The sequence below is a fragment of the Pseudomonas sp. N40(2020) genome, from assembly GCF_014472415.1.
Taxonomy (GTDB): Bacteria; Pseudomonadota; Gammaproteobacteria; order Pseudomonadales; family Pseudomonadaceae; genus Aquipseudomonas.
Map to the genome: position 1 here is coordinate 53,035 of NZ_JACSZV010000029.1, position 26,147 is coordinate 79,181.

17 protein-coding genes and 2 riboswitches are annotated in these 26,147 nt (G+C 59.9%); of the genes, 9 read left to right on the plus strand and 8 right to left on the minus strand.

Annotated features, from left to right (window positions below; translation table 11 throughout):
* Positions 1–41 precede the first annotated feature (41 nt).
* Positions 42–3,989 (plus strand): leucine-rich repeat domain-containing protein, encoded by a 3,948-nt coding sequence (locus IAI51_RS18645; RefSeq protein WP_187679812.1) that lies wholly within the window; start codon positions 42–44, stop codon positions 3,987–3,989.
* A 54-nt stretch (positions 3,990–4,043) separates the two neighbouring features.
* On the opposite strand, the gene IAI51_RS18650 is transcribed toward IAI51_RS18645, so the two are convergent.
* Positions 4,044–4,538, minus strand: coding sequence for a DUF934 domain-containing protein (locus tag IAI51_RS18650; protein ID WP_187679813.1), 495 nt, complete (start codon positions 4,536–4,538; stop codon positions 4,044–4,046).
* A complete protein-coding gene (locus IAI51_RS18655; protein ID WP_187679814.1) occupies positions 4,522–6,180 on the minus strand; it encodes a nitrite/sulfite reductase in 1,659 nt (552 codons plus the stop codon). Before IAI51_RS18655 ends, IAI51_RS18650 begins: the two co-directional genes overlap by 17 nt.
* A 523-nt stretch (positions 6,181–6,703) precedes the next feature.
* Here IAI51_RS18655 and IAI51_RS18660 point away from each other — a divergent pair.
* Complete coding sequence (locus tag IAI51_RS18660) at positions 6,704–7,777, plus strand: ABC transporter substrate-binding protein (RefSeq protein ID WP_187679815.1); 1,074 nt, start codon at positions 6,704–6,706, stop codon at positions 7,775–7,777.
* A gap of 6 nt (positions 7,778–7,783) precedes the next feature.
* Here the strand turns inward: IAI51_RS18660 and IAI51_RS18665 are convergent, their stop codons facing one another.
* Complete coding sequence (locus tag IAI51_RS18665; protein WP_187679816.1) at positions 7,784–8,002, minus strand: DUF2970 domain-containing protein; 219 nt, start codon at positions 8,000–8,002, stop codon at positions 7,784–7,786.
* A gap of 126 nt (positions 8,003–8,128) precedes the next feature.
* Positions 8,129–11,839, minus strand: a complete 3,711-nt coding sequence (gene metH, locus IAI51_RS18670; protein WP_187679817.1) for a methionine synthase — start codon at positions 11,837–11,839, stop codon at positions 8,129–8,131.
* Positions 11,840–11,995: 156 nt separating this feature from the next.
* On the opposite strand from metH, the gene IAI51_RS18675 reads away from it, so the two are divergent.
* From IAI51_RS18675 to nfuA, 3 genes are all read left to right on the plus strand, one after another.
* Complete coding sequence (locus tag IAI51_RS18675) at positions 11,996–14,278, plus strand: fatty acid cis/trans isomerase (RefSeq protein WP_187679818.1); 2,283 nt, start codon at positions 11,996–11,998, stop codon at positions 14,276–14,278.
* Between the two features lie 218 nt (positions 14,279–14,496).
* Entirely contained in the window at positions 14,497–14,790 is a 294-nt protein-coding gene (locus tag IAI51_RS18680; protein ID WP_187679819.1) for an acyltransferase family protein, read from the plus strand.
* Positions 14,791–14,882: 92 nt separating this feature from the next.
* Positions 14,883–15,467, plus strand: coding sequence for a Fe-S biogenesis protein NfuA (gene nfuA / locus IAI51_RS18685; protein ID WP_003225494.1), 585 nt, complete (start codon positions 14,883–14,885; stop codon positions 15,465–15,467).
* Between the two features lie 148 nt (positions 15,468–15,615).
* Here the strand turns inward: nfuA and cobM are convergent, their stop codons facing one another.
* The 4 genes from cobM to IAI51_RS18705 form a co-directional block, all read right to left on the minus strand.
* Entirely contained in the window at positions 15,616–16,362 is a 747-nt protein-coding gene (cobM, locus tag IAI51_RS18690; RefSeq protein WP_187679820.1) for a precorrin-4 C(11)-methyltransferase, read from the minus strand.
* A gap of 80 nt (positions 16,363–16,442) precedes the next feature.
* Positions 16,443–16,856, minus strand: coding sequence for a cobalamin biosynthesis protein (locus IAI51_RS18695; RefSeq protein WP_187679821.1), 414 nt, complete (start codon positions 16,854–16,856; stop codon positions 16,443–16,445).
* A complete protein-coding gene (locus tag IAI51_RS18700) occupies positions 16,853–17,554 on the minus strand; it encodes a CbtA family protein (protein ID WP_187679822.1) in 702 nt (233 codons plus the stop codon). The genes IAI51_RS18695 and IAI51_RS18700 overlap by 4 nt, the downstream gene beginning before the upstream one ends.
* An 11-nt stretch (positions 17,555–17,565) precedes the next feature.
* Positions 17,566–17,763 (minus strand): CbtB domain-containing protein, encoded by a 198-nt coding sequence (locus IAI51_RS18705; RefSeq protein ID WP_187679823.1) that lies wholly within the window; start codon positions 17,761–17,763, stop codon positions 17,566–17,568.
* 120 nt (positions 17,764–17,883) lie between these two features.
* Positions 17,884–18,107: riboswitch (cobalamin riboswitch) on the minus strand.
* 869 nt (positions 18,108–18,976) lie between these two features.
* A riboswitch (cobalamin riboswitch) is annotated at positions 18,977–19,193 on the plus strand.
* 98 nt (positions 19,194–19,291) lie between these two features.
* Here IAI51_RS18705 and cobW point away from each other — a divergent pair.
* The 4 genes from cobW (at position 19,292) to IAI51_RS18725 (ending at position 26,124) form a co-directional block, all read left to right on the plus strand.
* Positions 19,292–20,362, plus strand: a complete 1,071-nt coding sequence (gene cobW / locus IAI51_RS18710; protein ID WP_187679824.1) for a cobalamin biosynthesis protein CobW — start codon at positions 19,292–19,294, stop codon at positions 20,360–20,362.
* A 3-nt stretch (positions 20,363–20,365) separates the two neighbouring features.
* A complete protein-coding gene (cobN, locus tag IAI51_RS18715; RefSeq protein ID WP_187679825.1) occupies positions 20,366–24,214 on the plus strand; it encodes a cobaltochelatase subunit CobN in 3,849 nt (1,282 codons plus the stop codon).
* A gap of 240 nt (positions 24,215–24,454) precedes the next feature.
* A complete protein-coding gene (locus tag IAI51_RS18720) occupies positions 24,455–25,459 on the plus strand; it encodes an ATP-binding protein (protein ID WP_187679826.1) in 1,005 nt (334 codons plus the stop codon).
* A gap of 20 nt (positions 25,460–25,479) precedes the next feature.
* Positions 25,480–26,124, plus strand: coding sequence for a vWA domain-containing protein (locus IAI51_RS18725; RefSeq protein WP_316249777.1), 645 nt, complete (start codon positions 25,480–25,482; stop codon positions 26,122–26,124).
* Positions 26,125–26,147 lie beyond the last annotated feature (23 nt).

Below are 26,147 nucleotides of genomic sequence, written 5' to 3' on the forward strand. Positions count from 1 at the left end.
GAGTAGTCTTGGGCTTCTCAATCTGTTGCAAAGGAATGCACATGACTGACTCGATCCCGAACGCGCTACTCAAGCCGGCAATCACGATGCCGGACGAACTTCAGGCCGCAGTAGCCATCGCCCTGCCACAAACCCCGGCGCAGTTTGGCGCAAAGCTGATCATGGAAAAATGGGCTGTGGTGACTGATCCACACAGTACGTTGCTGGTTACGCTTGACTACAACTACCGCGGGCATCCCGCAAAGAAAGGCGTTCACCAAGGGCAAGTCAAGAGCTCCCGAACGTTGGTCGACGCCTTGCTTGGCAACTATCAAACCGTCGGCGATGGGCGCTTTGGTGAAACTGCGTTCGGGTTCTACACGCCGCCGGATGTCGGGCCGACCGTGCGTATTGTCAACAAGGTGGACGAATTCGCCGAAGTCGGCAGTGGCAATCACGACACGTATGAAGGCATTTATCGCGCAACGGTGCCGCAAACCTATGGTCCGGGAACCCAGCTCACGTTGCGGCCCGCCGAATTCAAGAAATGGGTCTGGGAGCTGATGCTGCCTGATCTCTACCAAACTTATCTTGAGCAGTCCTGGCCATCGGACGCCGTCATCTCCGATGCTGCGCCCTATGCACTTAGAACCTCGGTCAAGGCAGCCTTTGTGATGGCCGCCCGGCTGCAATATCAGGAGGGCAGCCTTTCGCGAAAGGGCTTTGAACTTGCCCTGCAAGCAGCCGCATTGCCCGTCACGCAAACCTGGGAAGCGTTGACGCTCAAGCAGCTGCAAGCACCGACCAGAATGTCATCGGTGTTCGACGCGAGCCGATTGAAACTGTATCGCTATACATCCACGGACATCTGGTGTTTCCGCAAGCGCTCGGATGCCCGCCGGTTGCTTTACATTCCCGGCAATTCTTCGCCGTTGCATGAGTTCGCCGATGTACAGGCTTTGCGTAGATGGATCATCACTCAGGGTAAAGCCGACTCAACCAAACGGGCACTCGCTGCGCATTTTCTAAAGGATGATCAACAGGATGGCAGCTTTCATGCTGGCGTACTGACCGCCCTTGAAGGCATGGCGATCTATCCTGCGATGCATCGACTGACGAAGGAAGCCGGCTTTTTCAACAACGACGGTTACTGGGACCCTGACGACTACATCGATTTTCAGAACGCGCCTGCGACCGTCGATCCCTTTGCGCAATTGGTGGCTGTCATGAAGCTGGTCGCCGCAGACAGTGTCTCCGGCATCCGTGACGATGCGCAGGTCAACCGTGACAACCTGAGCGCTTTCGTCGAGCCGCTGGTGCAATGGATCAATCGCTTCGGACCGCTGGCATTGTTCATTCCTGGCGGTGAAGGGGTGCTGGCACTGGCGGGTCTGATCGACGCAGGTTACGGTCTGGATCAGGCCATCGAAGGCAAAACCTCTAGTGATCGCTCTGCCGGCGTGACGCGAACGGTATTCGGCTTGCTCAATGCCTTGCCGTTGGCCGCAGGCGTCGCCACGTTGAAAGGTGAGGGCAGTGAGGTCGCGGTGCTCGGCGAAGTCGCAAAGGTGGAAGACGAAAAAACGCCGATCTCCGAAGACAAACCACCCGTCGCTGTGACGCTACCAGCCCCCGTCGAGCCGCCGACGCGCTTGAGCCTGCTGCGAGGTATCGGCACCCCGGTGGATATTTTCAGCGATGAGGTACTACTGCAGATCGGTAAATTCAGTTCCGTAAGTGATGACGTGCTGCGGATGATTCGTACCGGCCGTCAGCCTGACCCGATGCTGACCGACATCATCAGTCGGTTCAGGATCGACCAGGAAGTGACGCAGACCCTGGAGACAATACAGTTCGATGCGCAATCCTTACCGCAGGACAGTGATCTGTATGAGGCATTGCAAACCCGGCGAACGGCGTGGTTCGACGACCGCTATCAGGCACTTCAGAACTCTGAAAACTCATGGGTTCGTTTGTTTCAGCAGCAGTATCCCGGCGTGCCGAAAGGGGCGGTGGAGCAAATGCTTGACCGCTACGGAGCCGATCTTGCGACAACACCGGATACTACCCTCGCCAAAGCGCTATTCAATAATCTGGACAACAAGGCACGTCAATATCAGCAGCACGTGCGGGTAATCCGGGCTTACGAAAGCCTTTTTCTGCACTCGGTCAGCCAGGCTGACGCCGACTCGCTGGTACTGCATTCCCTGAAAAACCTGCCCGGATGGCCGAAAGACCTGCGAATCGAAATTCGCGACAGTTCTCAGGTGGGCCGGGTGCTGGATCGCACTGGAGCGCTTGATGCCGCCAATTGCCGTCGCTTGATCAAAACCGGCAAACGTTATCAGTCGTTCGATGCAACCGGTCGATCCAATGGCCACACGGACATATTCGCAGCTGTGACTGAGTTGTTGACCGCAGATGAACGCACGGCAATGCGATTGCCGTCGCTCAACCCGGCTATCGGGCTCAAGCTCAAACTGCGTGAAAGCCCATTGTCACGTGCGGAGTTCGCGCTGGGGCTTGGCAGAATGCAGGCAGGACTACCTTTCGAAATGCAGGGATTGAGAGGAGGCGGTTTCCCGGATACGCCGCAAGCTGCACGGCTGAGTCACGAAGTGATGAGGTTGCAGGTCAGGGACATTTATCCCGATCTCGGTAACGAGCAGGTCAATGCATGGCTACTGCAGGCAGGTGAAAACGCTCAACTGCGACTCGACGAGCTCAACGACCAATTCCAGTTGTTGCTCACGGATCTGAACGGTTGGATTGATCAAAGCCTGCAGGATGTCGAGGACATGGATATCGATTTCATGCTCGCTGGCGATGAGGACGCTGCGCAGATGACAGCCGGGCAAATCGAGCAGTACAAAGTCGCGCTGCTTCAACATGCTCTGGAGTATGAGCGGGGGTGTCGGCGGGAATTGACTGATGAGTTGATTGCAATCTGGCAAAAGCGTCCGCCTCAGGCCAATCATCTTTATGAAGGTGAAGTACTTTTGGGGTACAAACTGGATCTGGAGTTTGAGGACTTTCATCGTTTGCCTCAGATCAATGGCCGATTTGATGAGGTGATCGAGTTGTCCATGCGCGGTTTCAATCTGGTGGAACGCGAGAGCCTGAACGGTTTTATCGAGTGTTTCCCCAGTCTGCGTACCTTGAGCCTGGAAAGCGTCGATCTGCGGTTGACCGATACAGTCGGAGAGCTGCGCAGCGCATTACCCTCGGCGATTCCACGCCTGAGCCAACTGACAAAGCTCGACCTGCGGGCCACACAGTTGACGTTCAAGGAGAGCACTGCGGCGCAGTTGCGTGATCTGGTCAATCTGCACACTCTGGATTTGAGCGATAACCCACTGGAAGTTCCGCCGGTGTTGCTGGGGATGGACAACCTGCGTGAAGTCAATCTGCGCAATACCGGTATCCGCACGTGCCCGGTCGGAATTCGCGAGGAGCCCTATCTGACGTCGCTGGATCTGCGTGATAACCGTATTGCCCGCGTACCGCCGGCGGTCGTGGCGCAGGCCGTCGCACGAAATCGGGTGCAGTTGTGGGGTAATCCCCTGAAGGACAGAGACACGCTGCTGCGCCTTGTCAGTCACCGGCGCAATACCGGTTTCAATCTGTGGTTAGACGCACCGGGAGCCCATTACGGTGAGGCAAGTGTCTGGCTGCACGATACGGAGCAGCAACTGAGCAATGCCCGATTGGCGATCTGGCAGCGACTCGCCGCCAAACCCGAAGGCCCGCGTTTCTTGCGCACGCTGGAAGGTGTAAGCCTGACCCCGGAGTTCCTGGTCACCTACACGGAACTGCAATCCCGAGTCTGGAGGCTGTTAAACGAGACAGACCTGTCGCCCGAGCTGTGGCAACGACTGATTCAAGACGTCGAAGCGGCTACGGATGAGGCCGACAACCCCATGGCGATTTTTACGGTTTTGGAAAACCGGGCAAAGGTATTCCGGGATTGGGTGGCTTTGGGCAGACCGTTTCCAATCGTTGAGAACTGATCAATATGACGGGGGAGGCCTTGAGCCCGCCGACGCGGGCTCAAGGATTCACAATCAACGGCGACGGAACAGCGGCAGCGGTTCGTCAGTGGCGGCCTGATAGGTCACCGAGAAGTCCTTGAGACCTTCGAGGGCTTCATAGGGATCTTTGTCCGGACGTACAGCGAAGGCGTCGAAACCGCAGCGATGCATGTAGAACAGTTGGTCGCGCAGCACATCGCCAATCGCCCGCAGTTCACCTTTGAAACCGTAACGGTCACGCAGCAGACGCGCGTTGGAGTAGTTGCGGCCGTCGGTAAACGCCGGGAAGTTCAGCGCGATCACCTGGAAATCGGCGACGTCGTCACCAATCTCCTCGGCCTCTTCATCGGCGTCCAGCCATACGCCCAGGCCGCCGTCGCGGGCCTTGAGCATACGGCTATGTTCGCGCCACAACTGCAATGGCACGATCAGATCGTCACAGTTGCTGATCTCGTCGATGTTGAAATCCTTCGGCAGCAGATGCCAGGTTTCGTCGACGACTTCGTTGTTCTTAATGATTCGCTGCATAGACGCGTTCCTTGAAGAGGTCGATGCCAATACGCTGATAGGTGTCGATGAAGCGCTCGTCTTCGGTACGTTGTTCCACGTACACGTCGATCAGCTTCGAGATGACGTCAGGCATGGCTTCCTGAGCGAAGGACGGGCCGAGGATCTTGCCCAGGCTGGCGTCGCGGCTGGCGCTACCGCCGAGGGACACCTGGTAGAACTCTTCGCCTTTCTTGTCCACCCCGAGGATGCCGATGTGGCCGACGTGGTGGTGACCACAGGCGTTCATGCAGCCGGAGATGTTCAGGTCCAGTTCGCCGATGTCGAACAGATAGTCCAGGTCGTCGAAACGACGCTGGATCGATTCGGCAATCGGGATCGACTTGGCATTGGCCAGCGAGCAGAAATCACCGCCCGGGCAGCAGATGATGTCGGTCAGCAGACCGATGTTCGGCGTGGCAAAACCGCCTTCACGCAGCTCGCCCCACAGGGTGAACAACTGGCTCTGCTCGACGTCAGCGAGAATGATGTTCTGCTCATGGGAGGTGCGCAGTTGACCGAAGCTGTAGCGGTCGGCCAGATCGGCGACGGCGTCAAGCTGCTTGTCGGTGATGTCGCCTGGCGCGACGCCAGTCGGTTTCAGCGACAGGGTCACGGCCACATAACCCGGCTTCTTGTGCGCCAGGGTATTGCGGGTGCGCCAGCGAGCGAAGCCTGGATGTTCTTTATCGAGATCGGCCAACTGGGTCGTCTGGTTTTCCAGCACCTTGTAGTCCGGATCGACGAAGTGCTTGGCGACGCGATCCAGTTCGGCTTCGGTCAATGTGGTCTGGCCACCGCGCAGGTGTTCCATTTCCGCGTCGACTTTTTGTGCGAACACTTCAGGCGTCAGTGCCTTGACGAGGATCTTGATCCGCGCCTTGTATTTGTTGTCGCGACGGCCGTAGCGGTTGTAGACCCGCAGGATCGCGTCGAGGTAGCTCAACAGGTCCTGCCACGGCAGGAACTCATTGATGAACGCGCCGACTACCGGGGTACGACCGAGGCCGCCGCCCACCAGCACGCGGAACCCCAGCTCGCCGGTTTCGTTGTGCACCGGCTCAAGGCCGATGTCGTGGACTTCGATGGCTGCACGGTCAGCGGTCGAACCGTTGACGGCGATCTTGAATTTACGCGGCAGGTAAGCGAATTCCGGGTGGAACGTGGTCCACTGACGGACGATTTCGCACCATGGGCGTGGGTCGATCACCTCGTCGGCGGCGACACCGGCGAACTGGTCAGTAGTGACGTTGCGCAGGCAGTTGCCGCTGGTCTGGATCGCGTGCATCTGCACGGTGGCCAGTTCAGCGAGGATGTCCGGGATGTCTTCCACCGCCGGCCAGTTGAACTGCACGTTCTGCCGCGTACTGATGTGGGCGTAGCCCTTGTCGTAGTCACGGGCAATCTTGGCCATCATGCGGGTCTGACGCGAAGTCAGCTGGCCGTAAGGCACTGCCACACGCAACATCGGCGCAAAACGCTGGATGTACAGGCCATTTTGCAGGCGCAGGGGGCGGAACTCTTCTTCGCTCAGCTCACCTGCCAGATAGCGTCGGGTCTGATCACGGAACTGCTTGACGCGGTCCTCGATGATCCGCTGATCGTACTCGTCGTATACGTACATATAAGTCCTGTTCTCAGGCTTGGGCTACTCGGAAAACGCTGCGTTTTCGCTTGCTGGAGTCCGATTTTGCCTCTGCAATTCTGCGCGCACGGCCGCGCACTCACTAACGGAGCCGGGGCAATATACCCGTTTGCAGTTATGCGCAAAAGTGATGTTTGAGTATATGTAAAGAACCAAATCGCCTAACGAGAACGGTTATTAGCTAATCCACATTTGTCGTGCGGACAATCATCGTCTTAACTGTGGACGAGTCTTTCTGCAATCACCGATAAAACCGATAAGAGGCGATGCAATGAGCAATCCGACCAAAGCAAGGAAAAGCGATAGCAGCGTTGATGCCTGGGCAATTCTGTTCCTGATCATTCTGGTAGTAGGGACGGCGGTATTCTGGGTCAGTCATCAGTAAACGACCCGTCCGGGCCCAGCTCCGACGATTGTCGGACAAAAAACGGGATCAGGCGTCAATAGCCGGTGATTGAATGGCTATAATGCGCGGCCATTTTTCCTCGGGCCCGGATGCTTCATGTGCAAGTTTCTTCACCTCAGTCTTCTGCTGTTCGGCGCGTTTTTCACAACCTGCGCACGGGGGGAGTCGGTGCTGTTCCTCAATCCGGGCTCGACCCAGGAAGCCTTCTGGGTCAGCTATTCGCAATTCATGCAGGCGGCCGCTCGGGACCTGGGCATCGATCTACAAATCCTCTATTCACAGCGCCAGCCCGAACTGACGCTGGCTCAGGCCCGCGTTGCGTTGCAGGGGCCGAATCGTCCCGATTACCTGATATTCGTCAACGAACAGTATGTCGCGCCGCAGATTCTGCGTCTGGCCGACAACAGCGGGGTGAAGCTGTTCATGGTCAATGCCGCCCTGACGTCTGATCAGCAGGCTTTGGTGGGCGAACGCAGCGACCGGGTCGGCAGTCTGGTGCCGAACGACGAGGAGGGCGGGTATTTGATGATGAAGGAATTGATTCGTCTGCACCCGCCCGTGGCTCGGAATGAGCCTATCGAACTGCTCGCGTTTTCCGGGTTGAAGATCACCCCGTCTGCGCAGTTGCGGGAGCGCGGTATGCAGCGCGCGTTGGCCGAGCATCCGCAGGTGCGCTTGCGCCAATTGGTCTACAGCGGCTGGACGCAGCAACGCGCCTATGAACAGGCGAAACAGTTGTTCGCCCGCTACCCGAACGTGTCACTGGTGTGGTCGGCCAATGATGAAATGGCGTTTGGTGCGATGCGGGCGTTTTCCGAGACTGGCAAGAACCCAGGCAAAGATGCGTTATTCAGCGCGGTCAATTCCTCACCCGCAGCATTGCAGGCGCTGGTCGACGGCCGCTTGAGCGCGTTGCTGGGCGGGCACTTCACCTTGGGTGGCTGGGCGCTGGTAGAGCTGCATGATCATGAGCAGGGCGTCGATCTGGAGCAGTACGGCGGTCGCGATCGTCAGTTGCCATTGATGCAACTGATCGACAAGGCCCACGCCCGGCGAATGCTGGCCATGGGCGCCTCGCCGGATTACGGCGTGAATTTCCGCAAGCTCTCGGCCAAGGGGCGTCCGGCCTCGTACCGCTACCCGTTCAGCTTGCAGACCCTGATGCACTGAAGCGCGTCAGACACCGGCGAAATGCACCACCAGTTTGACGATGGCAAATAGCGTCAAGGCAAACACCGCAGTGAACAGAATGCCCAACATCACGAAATGGCTGGGCTTGCCATGGGTGAAGTCCCTTGCCCGATTCTTTCCGCTCTGCACCCCGAACGCCGCCGCCATCACGCTGTGCAGCATCTGCCCGAAGCTCGGCGGTTTGTTGTCGACTGGATCGTCCATAAATCCCTCGTCTGCCGTGTGTGTCAGACAAGCATAGCCAACCCCTGAAAAAAAGATCGCAGCCTCCGGCAGCTCCTGCATTGGAATGAGTTCACCCTGCAGGAGCTGCCGAAGGCTGCGATCTTTTTAGTTGTCGTAACCCAGGTTCGGCGCCAACCACCGCTCGGTCACACTCAACTCCTGACCTTTGCGCGAGGTGTAACTCGCCACCTGATCCTTGTCGACCTTGCCCACGGCAAAGTACTGCGCCTGCGGATGAGCGAAATACCAGCCGCTGACCGCTGCGGCCGGGAACATCGCGTAGTGTTCGGTGAGGAACACACCGCTGCGTCCGGCGCGCATTTCCTGTGCCTCGGGATCGAGCAGGGCAAACAACGCGGCTTTTTCGGTGTGATCCGGGCAGGCCGGGTAGCCTGGAGCAGGGCGGATGCCGCTGTATTGCTCTTTGATCAGCGCTTCGTTGTCGAGGGTTTCGTCCTTGGCATAACCCCAGTGCTCTTTACGCACCTGCTGGTGCAGCCACTCGGCGCAAGCTTCGGCCAAACGGTCGGCCAGAGCCTTGACCATGATCGAGTTGTAATCGTCGCCGGCGTCCTGATAGGCCTTGGCCACTTCTTCGGCGCCAATGCCGGCGGTGGTGATGAAACCGCCGACATAGTCGGTCACTTCGCTGTCTTTTGGCGCAACAAAGTCGGCCAGCGAGAAGTTCGGCTTGCCGTCGGTCTTGATAATCTGCTGGCGCAGGTGATGCAGCTTGGCCAATGGCTTGCCGTCGTCACCGTACAGCTCGATATCGTCGTCATGCACCTGATTGGCCGGCCAGAAACCGAACACGGCGCGGGCACTGATCAGTTTCTCGTCGATCAGCTTGGCGAGCATCTCTTGCGCGTCCTTGAACAGAGAGGTGGCGGCTTCACCGACCACTTCGTCTTCGAGGATGCGCGGGAACTTGCCGGCCAGATCCCAGGAAATGAAGAACGGCGTCCAGTCGATGTATTCGGCCAACACCTTGAGATCAATGTTATCCAGCACCTTGCTGCCGGTGAACGTCGGTTTGACCGGCTCGTAAGTCGCCCAGTCGAACTGCGGCTTCTTGGCGATGGCGGCGGCGTAGCTCAGGCGCTCGGTACGGGCGCTGCGGTTGGCGGTGCGCTCGCGCACTTCGACGTATTCGGCACGGGTTCTTTCGACAAACCCGGCTTTCAATTCTTTCGACAGCAACTGCGTCGCCACGCCCACGGCGCGGGAGGCGTCGGTCACGTAGACCACCGCGTCGTTGCTGTACTTCGGCTCGATCTTCACGGCGGTGTGCGCCTTGGAAGTGGTCGCACCACCGATCATCAGCGGCAAATGGAAATCCTGACGCTGCATCTCGCGCGCCACGTGCACCATTTCATCCAGCGACGGCGTGATCAGGCCGGACAGGCCGATGATGTCGCATTTCTGCTCTTTGGCCACTTGCAGGATCTTCTCCGCCGGCACCATCACGCCGAGGTCGACGATGTCATAGCCGTTGCAACCGAGCACCACGCCGACGATGTTCTTGCCGATGTCGTGCACGTCACCCTTTACGGTGGCCATGAGGATCTTGCCCTTGGCCTCCGGCTTGTCACCTTTTTCCAGTTCGATGAACGGGATCAGGTGCGCTACGGCCTGTTTCATCACGCGGGCGGATTTCACCACTTGTGGCAGGAACATTTTGCCGGCGCCGAACAGGTCGCCGACGATGTTCATACCCGACATCAGCGGACCTTCGATCACCTCGATCGGACGGGTGAACGACTGGCGCGACTCTTCGGTGTCTTCGACGATGTGGGTGGTGATGCCCTTGACCAGCGCATGCTCCAGGCGCTTGTTGACGTCCCAGTTGCGCCACTCCTCGGTCTCGGCTTCCTTGACGCTGCCGTCGCCCTTGTACTTGTCGGCGATGGCGAGCAGGGCGTCGGTGCCGTTCGGGGTGCGGTTGAGCACCACGTCTTCGACGGCGTCGCGCAGCTCCACAGGGATCTGGTCATAGATTTCCAGCTGCCCGGCGTTGACGATGCCCATGGTCAGGCCGTTGCGGATCGCATACAGCAGAAACACCGAGTGAATCGCTTCACGCACCGGGTTGTTGCCACGGAACGAGAACGACACGTTGGACACGCCGCCGGAGGTCAGCGCATACGGCAGTTCGTCGCGGATGTAGGCGCAGGCATTGATGAAGTCCACAGCGTAGTTGTTGTGTTCTTCGATGCCGGTGGCCACGGCGAAGATGTTCGGGTCAAAAATGATGTCTTCCGGCGGGAAGCCGACTTCGTTGACCAGAATGTCGTAGGAGCGTTTGCAGATCTCTTTCTTGCGCGCTTCGGTGTCGGCCTGACCCGCTTCGTCGAAGGCCATCACCACCACGGCGGCGCCGTAGCGCTTGCACAGCTTGGCGTGATGGATGAACTGCTCGACGCCTTCCTTCATGCTGATCGAGTTGACGATGCCCTTGCCCTGAATGCACTTGAGGCCGGCTTCGATCACTTCCCATTTCGAGGAGTCGATCATGATCGGTACGCGGGAGATGTCCGGCTCGCCGGCAATCAGATTGAGGAAGGTCACCATGGCCTTCTTCGAATCGAGCATCCCTTCGTCCATGTTGATGTCGATCACCTGCGCGCCGGCCTCGACCTGCTGCAGGGCGACTTCCAGCGCTTCGGTGTAGTTGTCTTCACGGATCAGACGGGCGAATTTGGCGGAGCCGGTGATGTTGGTGCGCTCGCCGACGTTGACGAACAACGAGCTGCGATCGATGGTAAACGGCTCCAGACCCGACAGGCGGCATGCCTTGGGAATATCCGGAATCTGTCGCGGCGCATAACCGGCCACGGCTTTGGCGATGGCTTCGATGTGCCCCGGCGTGGTGCCGCAGCAACCGCCGACAATATTGAGGAAGCCGCTTTGAGCGAACTCTTCGATGACCTTGGCGGTTTGCGACGGCAGTTCGTCGTACTCGCCGAATTCGTTCGGCAGGCCGGCGTTCGGGTGCGCAGAAACGTGGGTGCTGGCCTTGTTCGACAGATCTTCGAGGTACGGACGCAATTCACTGGCGCCGAGTGCGCAGTTCAAGCCGACTGAAATCGGCTTGGCGTGGGCCACGGAGTTCCAGAACGCTTCGGTGGTCTGGCCCGACAGGGTGCGGCCGGAGGCGTCGGTGATGGTCCCGGAAATCATGATCGGCAGTTCGATGTGCAGCTCTTCGAACACGCCTTGCACGGCGAAGATCGCCGCTTTGGCGTTGAGGGTGTCGAAAATGGTTTCGATCAGGATCAGGTCAGCGCCGCCCTCGATCAGACCTTTGGTGGCTTCGGTGTAGTTCTCCACCAGCTCATCAAAGGTGACGTTGCGGTAGCCGGGGTTGTTGACGTCAGGCGACAGCGAGCAGGTTCGGCTGGTCGGACCGAGCACGCCGGCGACGAAACGCGGCTTGTCCGGGTTCTCGGCGGTCTTGGCATCGGCGATCTTGCGTGCCAGGCGCGCGCCTTCTACGTTGAGTTCGTAAGCCAGTTCCTCCATGCCGTAGTCGGCCATGGAAATGCGCGTGGCGTTGAAGGTGTTGGTTTCCAGAATGTCGGCGCCGGCATCCAGGTAAGCTTTTTCGATGCCACCGATCACGTCCGGACGGGTGATCACCAAGAGGTCGTTGTTGCCTTTGACGTCACTCGGCCAGTCCGCAAAGCGTTTGCCGCGATAATCCTGCTCTTCGAGCTTGTAGCTCTGGATCATCGTGCCCATACCGCCGTCGAGTATCAGGATGCGCTCTTTGAGGGCTTGCTTGAGAGCTTGAAGGCGGACACTGCGATCGGACATGTGGACTACTCGGAAAGACCATTACGAAGGAGCGGGATCATAACAAACCTGTGCGCTTTTAGAGCATGCAGGGGTTTTTCATGAATATCGCTCATGTTGGTACGAACGTCATACTGTAGAATCGCGGCGTTTTTCTTCAGGATCGGGATCAAGGGCATGTCGTACCGCGTCATCAGCATTGTGTTGCTGTTTTTAAGCTGGGGCGCCGTTGCGCAAGAGCCCACGATCTCTTATAGCCGCGATATCCAACCGATATTCACCGAGAAGTGCGTTGCTTGCCATGCATGCTACGACTCCGCTTGTCAGCTCAATCTGGGCAGTGGCGAAGGGGCGGGCCGTGGCGCAAGCAAGATGCCCGTCTACGACGGCGAGCGCACTGAAGCGGCGCCGACTACCCGATTGTTTTACGACGCCTTCGGCAAACGTGCCTGGCAGCAGAAAGGCTTCTATTCGGTGCTCGATGCCCAGGGCAGTCAGGCCGCGCTGATGGCGCGCATGTTGGAGCTGGGGCACAAAACTCCTTTGACGCCCAACGCCAAATTTCCGGAAGACATTGTGCTCGGCCTCAATCGTGAAAACATGTGTGCAATGCCCGCCGAGTTTGACGGCTATGCCGGTGCTCACCCGAAAGAGGGCATGCCGCTGGCCGTGACCGGGCTGACCAATCAGCAATACCAGACCCTGCAACGCTGGCTGGCGTCCGGCGCGCCGATTGACGAACAAGGCCTGGCGCCGAGCGCCAAAGAGGCGATGCAAATCGTCCAATGGGAAAACCTGCTCAACACTCCCGGCGCCCGACAAAGTCTGGTCGGGCGCTGGTTGTTCGAACACTGGTATCTCGCGCACATCTATTTCAAGGATGGCGAGCCGGGGCATTACTTTCAGTGGGTGCGATCGCGCACGCCGACCGGTCAGCCGATCGACCTGATCGCTACCCGTCGCCCCAACGATGATCCGGGGACGCAGGTGTATTACCGCTTGTGGCCGGTGCAAGGGGTGATCGTGCACAAGACCCACATCACTTATCCGCTGAGCGCGGCGAAGATGGCGCGGGTCAAAAGCCTGTTCTACAGCGGCAACTGGCAAGTCAGCGCCTTGCCGGGCTATGGGCCACAGAGCCGGGCCAATCCGTTTGCCACGTTTGAGGCTATTCCGGCGCAGGCGCGCTATCAGTTCATGCTCGATAACGCCGAATACTTCGTCCGCACGTTTATTCGCGGTCCGGTGTGCCGTGGCCAGATCGCCACCGACGTGATCCGCGATAACTTCTGGGCGCTGTTCCAGGCGCCGGAGCATGACCTCTATATCACCGACCCGAACTATCGCGGCCAGGCCACACCGTTGCTGGCGATGCCCGGGCAGAACGACGATGTCGGCAGCGTCCTGGGCTTGTGGCGCAATTACCGTGACAAACGTAACGAATATGAAGCCCTGCGCCGCGACAGCTATGCCGATTTGCCGGCGCCGAGCTGGTCGACCCTGTGGGCCGGCAACGACAACGCGCTGCTGAGCATTTTTCGTCACTTCGACAGCGCCTCGGTGACCAAAGGCTTGATCGGCGAGGTGCCGCAAACCATGTGGCTGTTTGACTATCCGCTGCTGGAACGCACCTACTATCAACTGGCGGTCAACTTCGATGTGTTCGGCAACGTCTCCCATCAGGCGCAAACCCGCCTGTATTTCGACCTGATCCGCAACGGCGCCGAGCAGAACTTCCTGCGCCTGATGCCAGCCGACTCCCGCGAGGACTACCTCGACGATTGGTATCAGAGCGGCGGCCAGTTCAAGATGTGGCTCGATTACGAAGCCATCGACGACGACAAGCCGACCGGGCTGAAACTGGATGAGAAAGATCCGAAGCACGATTTCGCCATGCAATTGTTGTCGCGTTATGGTGATCTCAACGCGCGACCTGATCCGATCAACCGCTGCGACGGCGCCTATTGCTCGCGGCCGAATATTGATCCTGCATTGCAAAATGCCGAACAGGCGCTGAGTCGCCTGGCATCGCGTCCGGCCGCTGGCCTGAAGGTTATCGAACAGTTACCGGAAGCGACGATGTTGCGCATCGAGACTGCCAGCGGCAAACGCGAGGTCTACAGCCTGTTGCGCAATCGCGCGCACAGCAACGTGGCGTTCCTGCTCGGTGAGTCGCTGCGTTATCAGCCGGGTTTGGACACCTTGACCATTTATCCCGGCGTGCTGAGCAGCTATCCGAACTTCATGTTCAACATTCCCGCAGACCAGGTCTCTGAATTTGTCGATGCGATGGAAAACTCCAAGGACGCCAATCGTTTCGAGAAAATTGTCGAACGCTGGGGTATTCGCCGCAGTCACCCGCAATTCTGGTTTTATTTCCACGATCTGAGCCAATCCATGCACGAGACCGAACCGGTGGAAGAGGGCGTGCTGGACATGAACCGCTACGAGAATCTTTGATCGTTTTAGAGAGGGCTGCTGTCCTAATTTTTGACTAGACCCAAATTCCCTGTGGGAGCTGGCTTGCCAGCGATGAGGTCGGCACATTCAACATCTATGTGGCCTGACACTCCGCCATCGCGGGCAAGCCCGCTCCCACAGGGTTTAGTGGCACTTCAGCAATTGTGGACGGGAGCCGGCATGTTGATTTCAGTACAGGCCCTACGGGCGCTCGCCGCGTGGACAGTGGTCTGTCACCGCTGGTGACGGCGGCGCTGTCCCTTGAGCGCTTTGCCAAAAACAGTCGGCTGCTCAAAGCGTTGGGCGACTGCTCCTATTCCGTCTATCTACTGCATACGCTGGTGTTGATGCTTGGGCATTATCTGGCACAGCGTCACTCGCTCAACCCGCACGGGGTGATCGCGGTTTGTCTGGTGTTGATCGCCGGCGGCAGCTGGGCCAGTTACCGCTGGATCGAAAGGGCCGGATATCGGCACTTGCAGCATTGGCGTGAGCGACTGTCGCCAGCCTGATGCGTCTGGTTCGCTTTCCTGACAAAAATACTGGGACTTTGTCCGGCGCGCCGATTGGCGTAAACTCCGCCACAAGCCTGCGAGGAGTTTCCATGACCGCTATTACCATTACCGACGCCGCCCACGATTACCTGGCCGATCTGCTCTCCAAGCAGAACACCCCGGGTATCGGTATCCGCGTCTTCATCACCCAGCCTGGCACCCAGTACGCCGAAACCTGCATTGCCTACTGCAAGCCGGGCGAAGAAAAACCTGAAGACACCGCGCTGGGGCTGAAAAGCTTCACCGCTTATATCGATTCGTTCAGCGAAGCATTCCTGGATGACGCGGTAGTCGACTACGCCACTGATCGCATGGGCGGCCAACTGACCATCAAGGCGCCAAACGCCAAAGTACCGATGGTCAACGCCGACAGCCCGGTCAACGAGCGCATCAATTACTACCTGCAAACCGAAATCAACCCGGGGCTGGCCAGCCACGGCGGTCAGGTCAGTCTGATCGATGTGGTTGAAGACGGCATCGCCGTGCTGCAGTTCGGCGGCGGTTGCCAAGGCTGCGGTCAGGCCGATGTGACGTTGAAGGAAGGCATCGAGCGCACGTTGCTCGAGCGTATTCCTGAGCTCAAGGGCGTTCGCGACGTGACCGACCACACGCAGAAAGAAAACGCCTACTACTAAGTAAGGTGTTCACTGCGAACATGAAAAACGGCGCCCCGTGAGCGCCGTTTTTTTATGCGTAACATTTACCGATGCCTTCGCGAGCAGGCTCGCTCCCACCTTTGGAATGCGATCAAATGTGGGAGCGAGCCTGCTCGCGAAGGGGTCGTCATGGGCGGTACAGATGCGCATGCCCCGCGCGATACAGCGATGACTCGCTAAACACCTCACTCCCCAACACCCGCCCAACCAGAATCAATGCCGTGCGCCGAAACCCCTTGGCCACTACCTTCTCGGCAATATCCTCGATTGTCCCCACCACCCAATCCTGATCCGGCCATGTTGCCCGGTGAATCACTGCAATCGGGCAATCCGCGCCGTAATGGGGGAGTAGTTCAGTGAGGATCTTCTCCAAATGATTGACCCCCAGATGAATCGCCATGGTCGCGCCATGCTGCGCCAAACTGCCCAGCTCCTCGCCCGCCGGCATTGCGGTTTTGTCGGCATAGCGGGTCAGAATCACGCTCTGTGAGACATCGGGCAGGGTCAGTTCGGCACCCAGCAATGCTGCGCACGCGGCGGTAGCCGTCACCCCTGGAATGATTTCGAACGGAATATCCAGCTCACGCAAATAGCGAATCTGCTCGCCAATCGCGCCATACAGGCTCGGATCGCCGGAATGCACTCGCGCCACATCCTGGCCCTTGGCATGGGCGGCTTTGATCAGATCGATGATCTGTTCCAGATGCAGCTCCGCGCTGTTTATCACGGTTTCTGCCCGATGGCCGTCGAGCACAGCCGCCGGCACCAGCGAACCTGCGTAGATGATCACCGGGCAACTGCGGATCAGCCGCTGACCTTTGACGGTGATCAGTTCCGGGTCGCCGGGGCCGGCGCCGATGAAGTAAACAGTCATCGTTGAATCCTTTGGAAAAGAGGCACAGCAATGCTTCAGATGAAGATCGCTCATGATCGATGGCGGGGATTATCGGGATTTTACGCGGCGCCGGCCAATGCCAGCGTTGCCTGCGCGTACTTTTGCCGGGAGATCAGCAATTTGGCCGGCGCCTGAATCAGTTGTTCAGCCAGTGCCAACGCCGCACTTTCCGCTACTCCATAGCAACCTGTGCGTTCATAGGCGATCTGCGAGTGGTGACTGAGCTGTTGCTGGTAACTGGCCAATTGTTCACTGCTGAAGTACAGCAACGGCAAGGCCAATTGTGCGGCGAGTTCTTGTAAGCCCGGCTCATCACGCTTCAAGTCGATACTGGCCAGGGCTTTGACTGCTTCCAGTTCGATGCGATGGGCCTGCAAGGCTTGATCGAGTAACGCGCGCAGCGTGCTGGCGGGGCAGCCGCGCTGGCAGCCCAGACCGACCACGAAAGTCGGCGCTGCGCGGTCATTCGTCATGCGTGGTATTGGCCATCGCTTTTGCGGCGGAACAACCAGGCACTGATCAGGCCCAGGGCCAGCCAGAACGCCACGTTGGTCAACTGCGAAGCGATTTTGAACTGTGCTTCAAGGGCTTCTGGCGCGAGCATCGAATGCACTTCCGGTTGCGGGGCGCCAATCACATGCGGCACGGCCAGGATCGCCACACCGAGGATCTTCATCAGCCAGTGACGGCTGAACGCGATCAACGCCAGACCTGCGGCGGTGGAGGCGGCTGTGCTGATCCACCAGAGCTGCCGGGAAGCCAGATCCGCCGCAGCAGTGCCTGGCAATTCAGGCGGCAAGCCCAGGGTCGGTGCCAGAACGAACGTCGCGTAACCGGCCAGACCCCAGAGCAGACCTTGCGAAGTCTTGGTCGGTGCACGCAGGGTGTACAGGCCGGCAAGCATCAGGGCAAAACCCACGGCCACCACCAGATTGCCGCCGGTGGTCGATACCACGCGCTGCCAGCCGTCTTCCGGCTCCCACGCTTCAGCATCGTGAGTATGGGCAGTGGCACCGGCAGCGTGTTCGTGAACCTCAGCCGCCGGTTCGGATTTTTCGTAGATCTCGGCCTGCAGAATCAGCGGCGAAACCCAGAAACTTTGCAGCAGCGTAAGGAGCAGGGCGGCCAGAAGACCGGTGAAACCTGCGGTTTGCGCAATTCGTTTGATCATGTCGGCAGGTCTCAGTGGCACGGGAACGCGGCGCTGTGGCGGGTATCGTGGGCGGCGTTGTGCACTGCTTCGATGTGCGAGAAACCGGCGAAGTAAACCAGGCTGGCGCCGAGGATCGACGCGAAGATGGCGGCGGTCAGGCGTTGGCTCAGGGTGCTGGTGCTGGCGATTTTATCCGTGTTGCTGCCGGTGCTGCTGATGATCGACATGGCGCTTCCCTCTGGAATGTCAGCGGGGCAACAGAGCGCATGAAAACCCCTGCGAATCGGGCACGCAGGGGTTCGAACAGCGCCCGCCCACCGCGGGTTTGTTATGTTCAGCGACGCAAGTGCGCACTGTGTGTTGCGGGCCGGTCTCCGGGCTCACGAGGGGTTGGCGTCAGGCCGACCTGCAAGCGTCACCTTCCCATGCCGTCATGGCACTGTGGATTCGACGCTTCTCTCGCTTACCGTTGCGGGGGCAGCACCGGACTGACATGGCTTTAGAGTAAAGCACATGATTCACCGGTTTCCCGTTTCACCCTGTGAAGGGCACCCGTAACAAGTTGTGTAGGAGAGCATGGCTCGGGGATTTTAGTCAATTTTGTGGGTGGATCCGTTGCTGCGGTAACGGCTGCTTAGGGTTCCGCCCTTACGGCGGGTCACTTTTTCCAGACGCCGAAAAAGTAACCAAAAAGGCTTGCTCCTACGTGCGGCCCGCTCGCTGGGGCTCGGGGTTCCTTCGCTGCAGAATCGATCCGGGCGCAGCGTCTCCGGTTTGCTTCGCTGCACCTCCTCTCACTGTGTTTGGCTGCGCCAAACGGTCGCTGCGCTCCCACGCCCGGATCAATCCCGCAACGAAGCCTTCCGACGTCGCCCTGGATCAAGATCAAGAGCTGCAGCCGAGCTAACGCTCATCCTGTTGAGTGGTGAGGAGCACAGCGTGCTCGGCTTTGGTTCTGTGGTGGGGCTGCCTCTCACACCAGCCCTCTCTCGAGGGAGAGGGGGCCGATTTGTGTGCTTTTCTAAGCCTGAGTTCAACTCGGTGTTGCACGTCGGCGTACTTCCCCCAAACACCTCGGTCAGTCCCCTCTACCTCCGGGAGAGGGCTAGGGTGAGGGGTTTTTGATCTGGCTTTTTTGCCCCATCGGCAGGCCGAGCGTAGGTGTTCATCCGGGGGGTAGGCGCGCAGCGCCGTGCGGCGAAGCCGCATCCATCGAGAGGAGGTGCAGCGAAGCAAACCGGAGGCGATGCCCCCGGATGGACACCGTAGCGAGGGAACACTGAGCCTAGGCGAAGTGCCGTACGTCAGGGGGCAGCCTTTTTGGTTACTTTTTCGGCGTCTGGAAAAAGTGACCCGCCGTAAGGGCGGAACCCTAATCAGCAACACCCGCAGCAACGGATATGCCCCCAAACCAAACATTGACCCATAAGCAAGCCATGCGTAGCCTTGCGCTTTCGAGGTTCTTCGGCACTAGCCGAAGCTAAGAAGGGAACGCGGTCAAAGCCGCGGCTGCCCCCGCAACTGTGAACGGTGATGTTCGCTGCGACGCCACTGCCAGCCCCTGCAAAAGGGCGCCAGCGGGAAGGCGCAGCAAACGCCAGGCCCCAACGCCTGAACACCGTCAGCCAGGAGACCTGCCTCGTCACAGATTCTCACTACAACCGGGCGGGGTGATCCGGTGGCGAATGCTTCCGGCGCGTGCTCGCGTTGCCGGTTCTCGTCCCGTATGCCCGCCACCTTGCCAAAGGGCATCCGATGAAAACACTGGCCAAACTCCCCGTCACCATCGTCACCGGCTTCCTCGGCGCGGGCAAAACCACGTTGCTGCGGCACATGCTCGACAACGCTCAGGGCCGCCGCATCGCGGTGATCGTCAACGAGTTCGGCGAGCTGGGCATCGATGGTGAGATCCTCAAGCAATGCACCATCGGCTGCACCGAAGAAGAAGCCACCGGCCGCGTTTACGAACTGGCCAACGGCTGCCTGTGCTGCACCGTTCAGGAAGAGTTCTTCCCGGTGATGCGCGAACTGGTTGCCCGTCGCGGCGACCTCGACCACATCCTCATCGAAACCTCCGGTCTGGCCCTGCCAAAACCGCTGGTACAAGCCTTCCAATGGCCGGAAATCCGCAGCGCCTGCACCGTTGACGCGGTGATCACCGTGGTCGACAGCCCGGCCGTGGCTGCTGGCACCTTCGCCGCGTTCCCGGATCAGGTCGACGCCCAGCGCAAACTCGACCCGAACCTGGACCACGAATCGCCGCTGCACGAGCTGTTCGCCGACCAACTGGCCAGCGCCGATCTGGTCATCCTCAACAAGGCCGATCAGACCAGCCCGGAAGACCTTGCGCGCGTACGCCTTGAAGTCGCCGAAGAACTGCCGCCAGCAGTCAAAATCGTCGAAGCCAGCAACGGTCGCCTGCCGCTGGACGTGCTGATCGGCCTCGGCGCCGGTTCCGAAGAACACATCGACAGCCGCCACAGCCATCACGATCACCACCACGACGGTGACGACGACCATGATGACCACGATCACGACGCTTTCGATTCGATCTCCATCGAGCTGCCGCAAGCCGACGAAAGCCTGCTGCTCGACGCCCTGACGCAACTGGTGGTCCAGCACGGCATCCTGCGTGTGAAGGGTTTTGCAGCGATCCCGAACAAGCCGATGCGCTTGCTGATTCAAGGCGTGGGCACGCGTTTCGACAAGCATTTCGACCGTCAGTGGGGCGCCGAAGAAGCGCGCGTCACGCGTCTGGTGCTGATCGGTCAAGAACTCGACGCCGCTCAACTCGAAGCGCAACTGCGCGCCGCGCTTAGCGTTTAAGCCATGCACCTGCTCAGGACCCAGCCCGGCGGTTTCGTGTCGGATGACAACATTGCCGACCTTGGCCAAACCCCCGCCGAGCTGGTGATCCTGTGCAGCGGCGACTCCAGCCTGGCGCTGCTCGCCGAAGCCGCGCAGCAGTTGCCCGAGGATTATCCGAGCCTGCGTCTGGCCAACCCGATGCAGGTGCAGAATCACGCCTCGGTCGATTTGTACGTCGACGAAGTGTTGCGCCATGCCAAGGTGATTCTGATCTCGCTGCACGGCGGCATTGCGTATTGGCGCTACGGTGTCGAGCGTTTGGTCGAGCTCGCCGAGCGTGGCGTGCAGGTGATCATGGTCCCGGGCTGCGATCGCCCCGATCCGGAACTCAGCGATCTGAGCACCGTCGCAGCCGAGGATCGCGACCGACTCTGGCAGTTCTTGCGCCAGGGCGGCATGGGCAACGCGCTGGATTTCTTCAGCTGTCTGGCCAACCGTTGGCTGGCTCGCGATTACACCTGGGGCGAGCCGCAAACCCTGCCGCGCACGGCGATTTACCATCCGCAAAAAACCTCCGCCGCACTGAGTGACTGGCAAGCCGAATGGCTGCCCGAGCAACCGGTGGCGGCGGTGCTGTTTTACCGCTCGCACCTGCAAGCGGCGAACACGGCGTTCATCGATGTTTTCTGCCAGCGTTTACAGGCGGCGGGGCTCAATCCGTTGCCGATCGCGGTAGCCAGTTTGAAAGAGCCCGGCTGCCTCTCGGTGGTCGAGGATTGGCTGGATGAAGTCGAGGCGGGGGTGATTCTCAACACCACCGGTTTTGCCCAATCCAGTCCTGAAGCACCGGATCTGCGGCCGTTTCGTCGCAACATTCCGGTGATTCAGGCGATCTGCGCCCAGGACAACGAACCCGGCTGGCGTGACAGCGAGCAGGGCCTCGGCCCTCGCGATCTGGCAATGCACATTGCCTTGCCGGAACTTGACGGGCGCATCATCAGTCGGCCGATCAGCTTCAAGGATCTGGCCTGGCGCAGCGAGCGCAGCCAGTCCGATGTGGTCTGCTATCGGGCGCAACCCGAGCGCATGGATTTTGTCGCCGAACTGGCGCGCCGCTGGATCGATCTGGCGCGGGTGCCGAATGCCGAGAAACGCATTGCACTGATTCTCGCCAACTACCCGACCCGCGACGGACGCATCGGTAACGGCGTCGGCCTCGACACGCCGGCGGCGGCGCTGAATATCCTTCGCGCATTGCAGGCTGAGGGTTATCCGGTCACGGCAGAGTTGCCGAATACTGGCACCGAGTTGATTCAGCAATTGCTCGGCGGTGTCAGCAACGATCTCGACACGATTGATCTGCGCCCGTGCCAGCAAAGTCTGGCGATGGACGACTATCTGTTGATGTTCAATGCGCTCCCCGAGGCCAATCGCGCTGCGGTAGTCGCGCGTTGGGGCTCGCCGCAAAACGATCCGATGTATCGCGACGGGCGAATGATGATCGCCGGCCTGCGCTTTGGCCTGACCTTCGTTGGCATCCAGCCGGCGCGGGGTTATCAGGTCGATCCGAGCGCGGTCTATCACGACCCGGATCTGGTGCCGCCCCACGGTTATCTGGCGTTCTATTTCTGGCTGCGCAACACCTACGGCGCCCACGGCGTGATCCACGTCGGCAAGCACGGCAACCTCGAATGGCTGCCGGGCAAAGGCGTGGGGCTGTCGGAAAACTGCTGGCCGGATGCGTTGCTCGGGCCGCTGCCAAACATCTACCCATTTATCGTCAACGATCCGGGCGAGGGCGCCCAGGCCAAACGGCGCACGCAAGCGGTGATCATCGACCACCTGATGCCGCCACTGACTCGCGCCGAGACCTATGGTCCGCTGCGTAATCTGGAACTGCTGGCGGACGAATATTACGAGGCGCAACTGCTTGATCCGCGTCGTGCCCGCGAGTTGCAACGGGACATTCTGCAACTGGTGCGTGACACGCAGATCGACCGTGAACTGCAACTCGACGCGGCGCTGGACAGCGACGCCGATGCGGCGATCTGGCTGCCGCGTCTCGACACCTATTTGTGTGATCTGAAGGAATCGCAGATCCGCGATGGCCTGCACATCTTTGGCGAATCGCCGAGCGGGCGGTTGCGCATCGATACCTTGCTGGCGCTGCTGCGCATTCCTCGGGGCGACGGCAAAGGTGCGCAGTCGAGTCTGCTGCGGGCGTTGGCCAAGGCGTTTGAGTTGGGTTTTGATCCGCTCGATTGCGCACTGGCTGATCCGTGGACGGGCCCGCGTCCTGTTGAGCTGCAAGCGGCCAGCGATGAAGTCTGGCGTACTGCCGGCGATACCCGCGAGCGCCTTGAGTTGTTCGCCACTGAGTTGATCGCAAAGACACTGCACAACCCCTGTAGGAGTGAGCCTGCTCGCGAAGGCGTTATGTCAGCTGACATCTCTTCCACAGAAACACCGCTATCGCGAGCAGGCTCACTCCTACAGGAAGCGGGTTGGGGGCAAGTCAGCGCCATCATCGACAACCTGCGTGAAGTCGTCGCCCCACGCCTGGACGCCTGTGGCCCGGCGGAAATGCGCGGATTGCTCGACGCCCTCAGCGGCCGTTTCGTCCCCGCCGGCCCGAGCGGCGCGCCAAGTCGCGGTCGTCTCGACGTATTGCCCACCGGCCGCAACTTCTACTCGGTCGACGTGCGCAACCTGCCGACCACCACCGCGTGGCGCATCGGTTTCCAGTCGGCCACGCTGATTCTCGAACGGCACTTGCAGGATCACGGCGATCACTTGCGTCAGCTAGGCCTGTCGGTGTGGGGCACCGCGACCATGCGCACCGGTGGCGATGATATCGCCCAGGCCATGGCGCTGATGGGCGTGCGGCCGGTGTGGGCCACTGGCAGTCAGCGCGTCGATGATTTCGAGATTCTGCCGCTGAGTTTGCTGGACCGACCACGGGTCGACGTGACGTTGCGAGTTTCAGGATTCTTCCGCGATGCGTTTGCCAACCTGATTCGTTTGTTCGATGCGGCCGTGCAAGCGGTGGCTGCGCTGGACGAGCCGGATGATCTCAACCCGTTGGCCGCCAAGGTGCGCGCCGAGCGTGAGGCTCTGCTGCAATCGGGTCTGGATGAAGAGGCTGCGCGGCGTCAGGCCGGGTGGCGAATCTTCGGCGCCAAACCGGGTGCCTATGGCGCGGGCGTGCAGGGCGCCATCGACGGTCGTCTGTGGCAGAGTCGCGAGGATCTGGCTGAGGTTTACTTGAACTGGGGCGCCTACGCTTATGGCGGTTCTGATGAGGGCACCGCCGCTCGCGAACAATTCGTCCAGCGCCTTAGCCAGGTACAAGCGGTTCTGCAAAACCAGGACAACCGTGAGCACGACTTGCTCGATTCCAACGACTATTACCAGTTCCAGGGCGGCATGCTCGCTGCCGTCGAGACTTTGCGGGGCGAAGCGGCGGCCAGTTATCACGGCGATCACAGCCAGCCGGATCTGCCGAAGATCCGCACTCTGAAAGAAGAGCTGAACCGGGTAATCCGCTCGCGGGCGGCGAATCCAAAATGGATCGACGGGGTCAAGCGTCACGGCTATAAAGGCGCGTTCGAAATGGCGGCGACGGTGGATAACCTGTTTGCCTTCGATGCCACCACGCAGTTGATCGACGATCACCAGTACGCGCTGCTGGCCGATGCTTATCTGCTCGATCCGCAGACGCGGGATTTTGTGCGTGAGCATAATCCGCATGCGCTGCGGGACATGACCGAGCGGATGCTGGAAGCGCAACAGCGTGGGATGTGGCAGGAGCCGGGGGCCTATAAAGAGGCTCTCGAAAATCTGCTGCTGGATATAGAAGAAGACATGTAGCGCTTCAATAAAGCCACCCCCTCACCCCAGCCCTCTCCCCCAAGGGGGAGAGGGGGAAAGGGAGCCGATTTGCAGGGCGTTCAAAACTTGAGTTCGACTCGACAGTTCAGGTCGGTGGACCTTGAAAGAGCACCTCGGTCAGTTCCCTCTCCCACTGGGAGAGGGCTAGGGTGAGGGCAACTCCACCTGACACACCAAAACTCTCAAGAACACCGACGACCACGACAGAGATCAATCCAAATGACCGACACCCCACATTTCCCACTCTCCGCCGTGGTCGGCGCCGACGATCTGAAACTCGCCCTGTGCCTCACCGCCATCGACCCGAAAATCGGCGGCGTACTCATCGAAGGCCCGCGCGGCATGGCTAAAACCACTCTGGCGCGAGGCCTGGCGGATCTGCTCGCCAGCGGCCAGTTCGTCACGCTACCGCTGGGCGCCACCGAAGAGCGGCTGGTCGGCACGCTCGATCTAGACGCGGCCCTGAGCGACGGTCGCGCGCAGTTTTCCCCCGGTGTGCTGGCCAAGGCCGATGGCGGCGTGCTCTACGTCGATGAAGTCAACTTGTTGCCCGATCACTTGGTGGATCTGCTGCTCGATGTCGCTGCCAGCGGCACCAACCTGATCGAGCGCGACGGCATCTCCCATCGTCATTCGGCGAAGTTCGTCCTCATCGGCACCATGAACCCGGAAGAGGGTGAGTTGCGCCCGCAACTGCTCGACCGCTTTGGTCTGAATGTCGCCCTCAGTGGCCACACCGCACCGACCGAGCGTGGGCAGATCATCCGTCGTCGTCTCGACTTCGATAGCGACCCGCAAGCGTTCTGCGCGCTTTGGGAAACCGAGCAGCAAACCCTTCGCGAACGTTGTGAACATGCCCGAGTCACCTTGGCCGATATTCCTCTGGATGATGCGGCGCTGGCGCAAATTACCGAGCGTTGTTTTGCCGCTGGCGTCGATGGTTTGCGCGCCGATCTGGTGTGGTTGCGCGCTGCCCGCGCTCACGCAGCATGGCGAGGAGCTGAAGTGATCGGCGAAGAAGATATCGACGCCGTGGCCGAATTTGCCTTGCGCCATCGTCGTCGTGAACAAACCCCGTCGAGTCCTCAGCAACAACCCGCGCAATCCCCAGCCAACGCGCAGGCCAACCCGAACGAAGGGCAGGGCCAGTGGGGCGACATGCCGGCTCCAGCGCTTGCCACCGGCAGCCGTCGCGAAGTGCCGAGCTGGCCAAAAAAGATGTAGGCATTCGCCCCCGGTCTGATGTGGGGGCGAATGCCAGACCCCGTGCCGGACAACTCGACAACGGACGCCAGGGCAAACGTCATGCGGCCCGCAGTGGCTCGGTGAACTGGCCGGGAACGCTGCTCAATGGCCGTCCGCAAAGCCGTGAAGATCTGCTGTTTCAACTGCGCACGCGTTCGCCCCATGAGTTGTGGCTGGTGATCGTCGATGCCTCGGCCTCAACGCGTCGTCATAACGCACTGACCGATGCCAAAGGTCTGCTTGCGCAATTGTTTGATGATGCCTATCGCCAGCGCGCGCGACTGGCATTGTTGACCGCCAGCGGTGCGGCGCCGCAGTGGCAGGTGCAGGGTTTGAAGGCGTCCAGCGGTTTACGCATCTGGCTTGATGAATTGGGCGCGGGCGGCGGTACGCCGTTGCTGGCAGCGCTGAATCAGGCGCAGCAATGGCTGACGGTGCGGCGCAAGCGCTTTCCCGCCGAGCAACAGCGGTTGCTGGTAGTGACGGATGGACGTTTGAAGGCGTGGTCGGGGTTGCCGGTGCTGGGGTGTCCGGGGCTGTTGATCGATATCGAGCGTGGGCCGATTCGGTTGGGGCGGGCGAAGGAACTGGCGGGGGCGCTGGAGGCGGAGTATCGGCATATCGATGAGCTGATTGAGCTTTGATACCTGTAGGAGCTGCCGAAGGC

Bases quoted from the DNA above. Each gene is read 5' to 3' on its own strand.
- IAI51_RS18705 (WP_187679823.1), bottom strand. From the start codon at position 17,763: ATGTCGATCATCAGCAGCACCGGCAGCAACACGGATAAAATCGCCAGC.
- nfuA (WP_003225494.1), top strand. From the start codon at position 14,883: ATGACCGCTATTACCATTACCGACGCCGCCCACGATTACCTGGCCGAT.
- cobN (WP_187679825.1), top strand. From the start codon at position 20,366: ATGCACCTGCTCAGGACCCAGCCCGGCGGTTTCGTGTCGGATGACAAC.
- IAI51_RS18660 (WP_187679815.1), top strand. From the start codon at position 6,704: ATGTGCAAGTTTCTTCACCTCAGTCTTCTGCTGTTCGGCGCGTTTTTC.
- IAI51_RS18665 (WP_187679816.1), bottom strand. From the start codon at position 8,002: ATGGACGATCCAGTCGACAACAAACCGCCGAGCTTCGGGCAGATGCTG.
- IAI51_RS18700 (WP_187679822.1), bottom strand. From the start codon at position 17,554: ATGATCAAACGAATTGCGCAAACCGCAGGTTTCACCGGTCTTCTGGCC.
- metH (WP_187679817.1), bottom strand. From the start codon at position 11,839: ATGTCCGATCGCAGTGTCCGCCTTCAAGCTCTCAAGCAAGCCCTCAAA.
- IAI51_RS18650 (WP_187679813.1), bottom strand. From the start codon at position 4,538: ATGCAGCGAATCATTAAGAACAACGAAGTCGTCGACGAAACCTGGCAT.
- IAI51_RS18675 (WP_187679818.1), top strand. From the start codon at position 11,996: ATGTCGTACCGCGTCATCAGCATTGTGTTGCTGTTTTTAAGCTGGGGC.
- cobW (WP_187679824.1), top strand. From the start codon at position 19,292: ATGAAAACACTGGCCAAACTCCCCGTCACCATCGTCACCGGCTTCCTC.
- IAI51_RS18645 (WP_187679812.1), top strand. From the start codon at position 42: ATGACTGACTCGATCCCGAACGCGCTACTCAAGCCGGCAATCACGATG.
- cobM (WP_187679820.1), bottom strand. From the start codon at position 16,362: ATGACTGTTTACTTCATCGGCGCCGGCCCCGGCGACCCGGAACTGATC.
- IAI51_RS18720 (WP_187679826.1), top strand. From the start codon at position 24,455: ATGACCGACACCCCACATTTCCCACTCTCCGCCGTGGTCGGCGCCGAC.
- IAI51_RS18655 (WP_187679814.1), bottom strand. From the start codon at position 6,180: ATGTACGTATACGACGAGTACGATCAGCGGATCATCGAGGACCGCGTC.
- IAI51_RS18695 (WP_187679821.1), bottom strand. From the start codon at position 16,856: ATGACGAATGACCGCGCAGCGCCGACTTTCGTGGTCGGTCTGGGCTGC.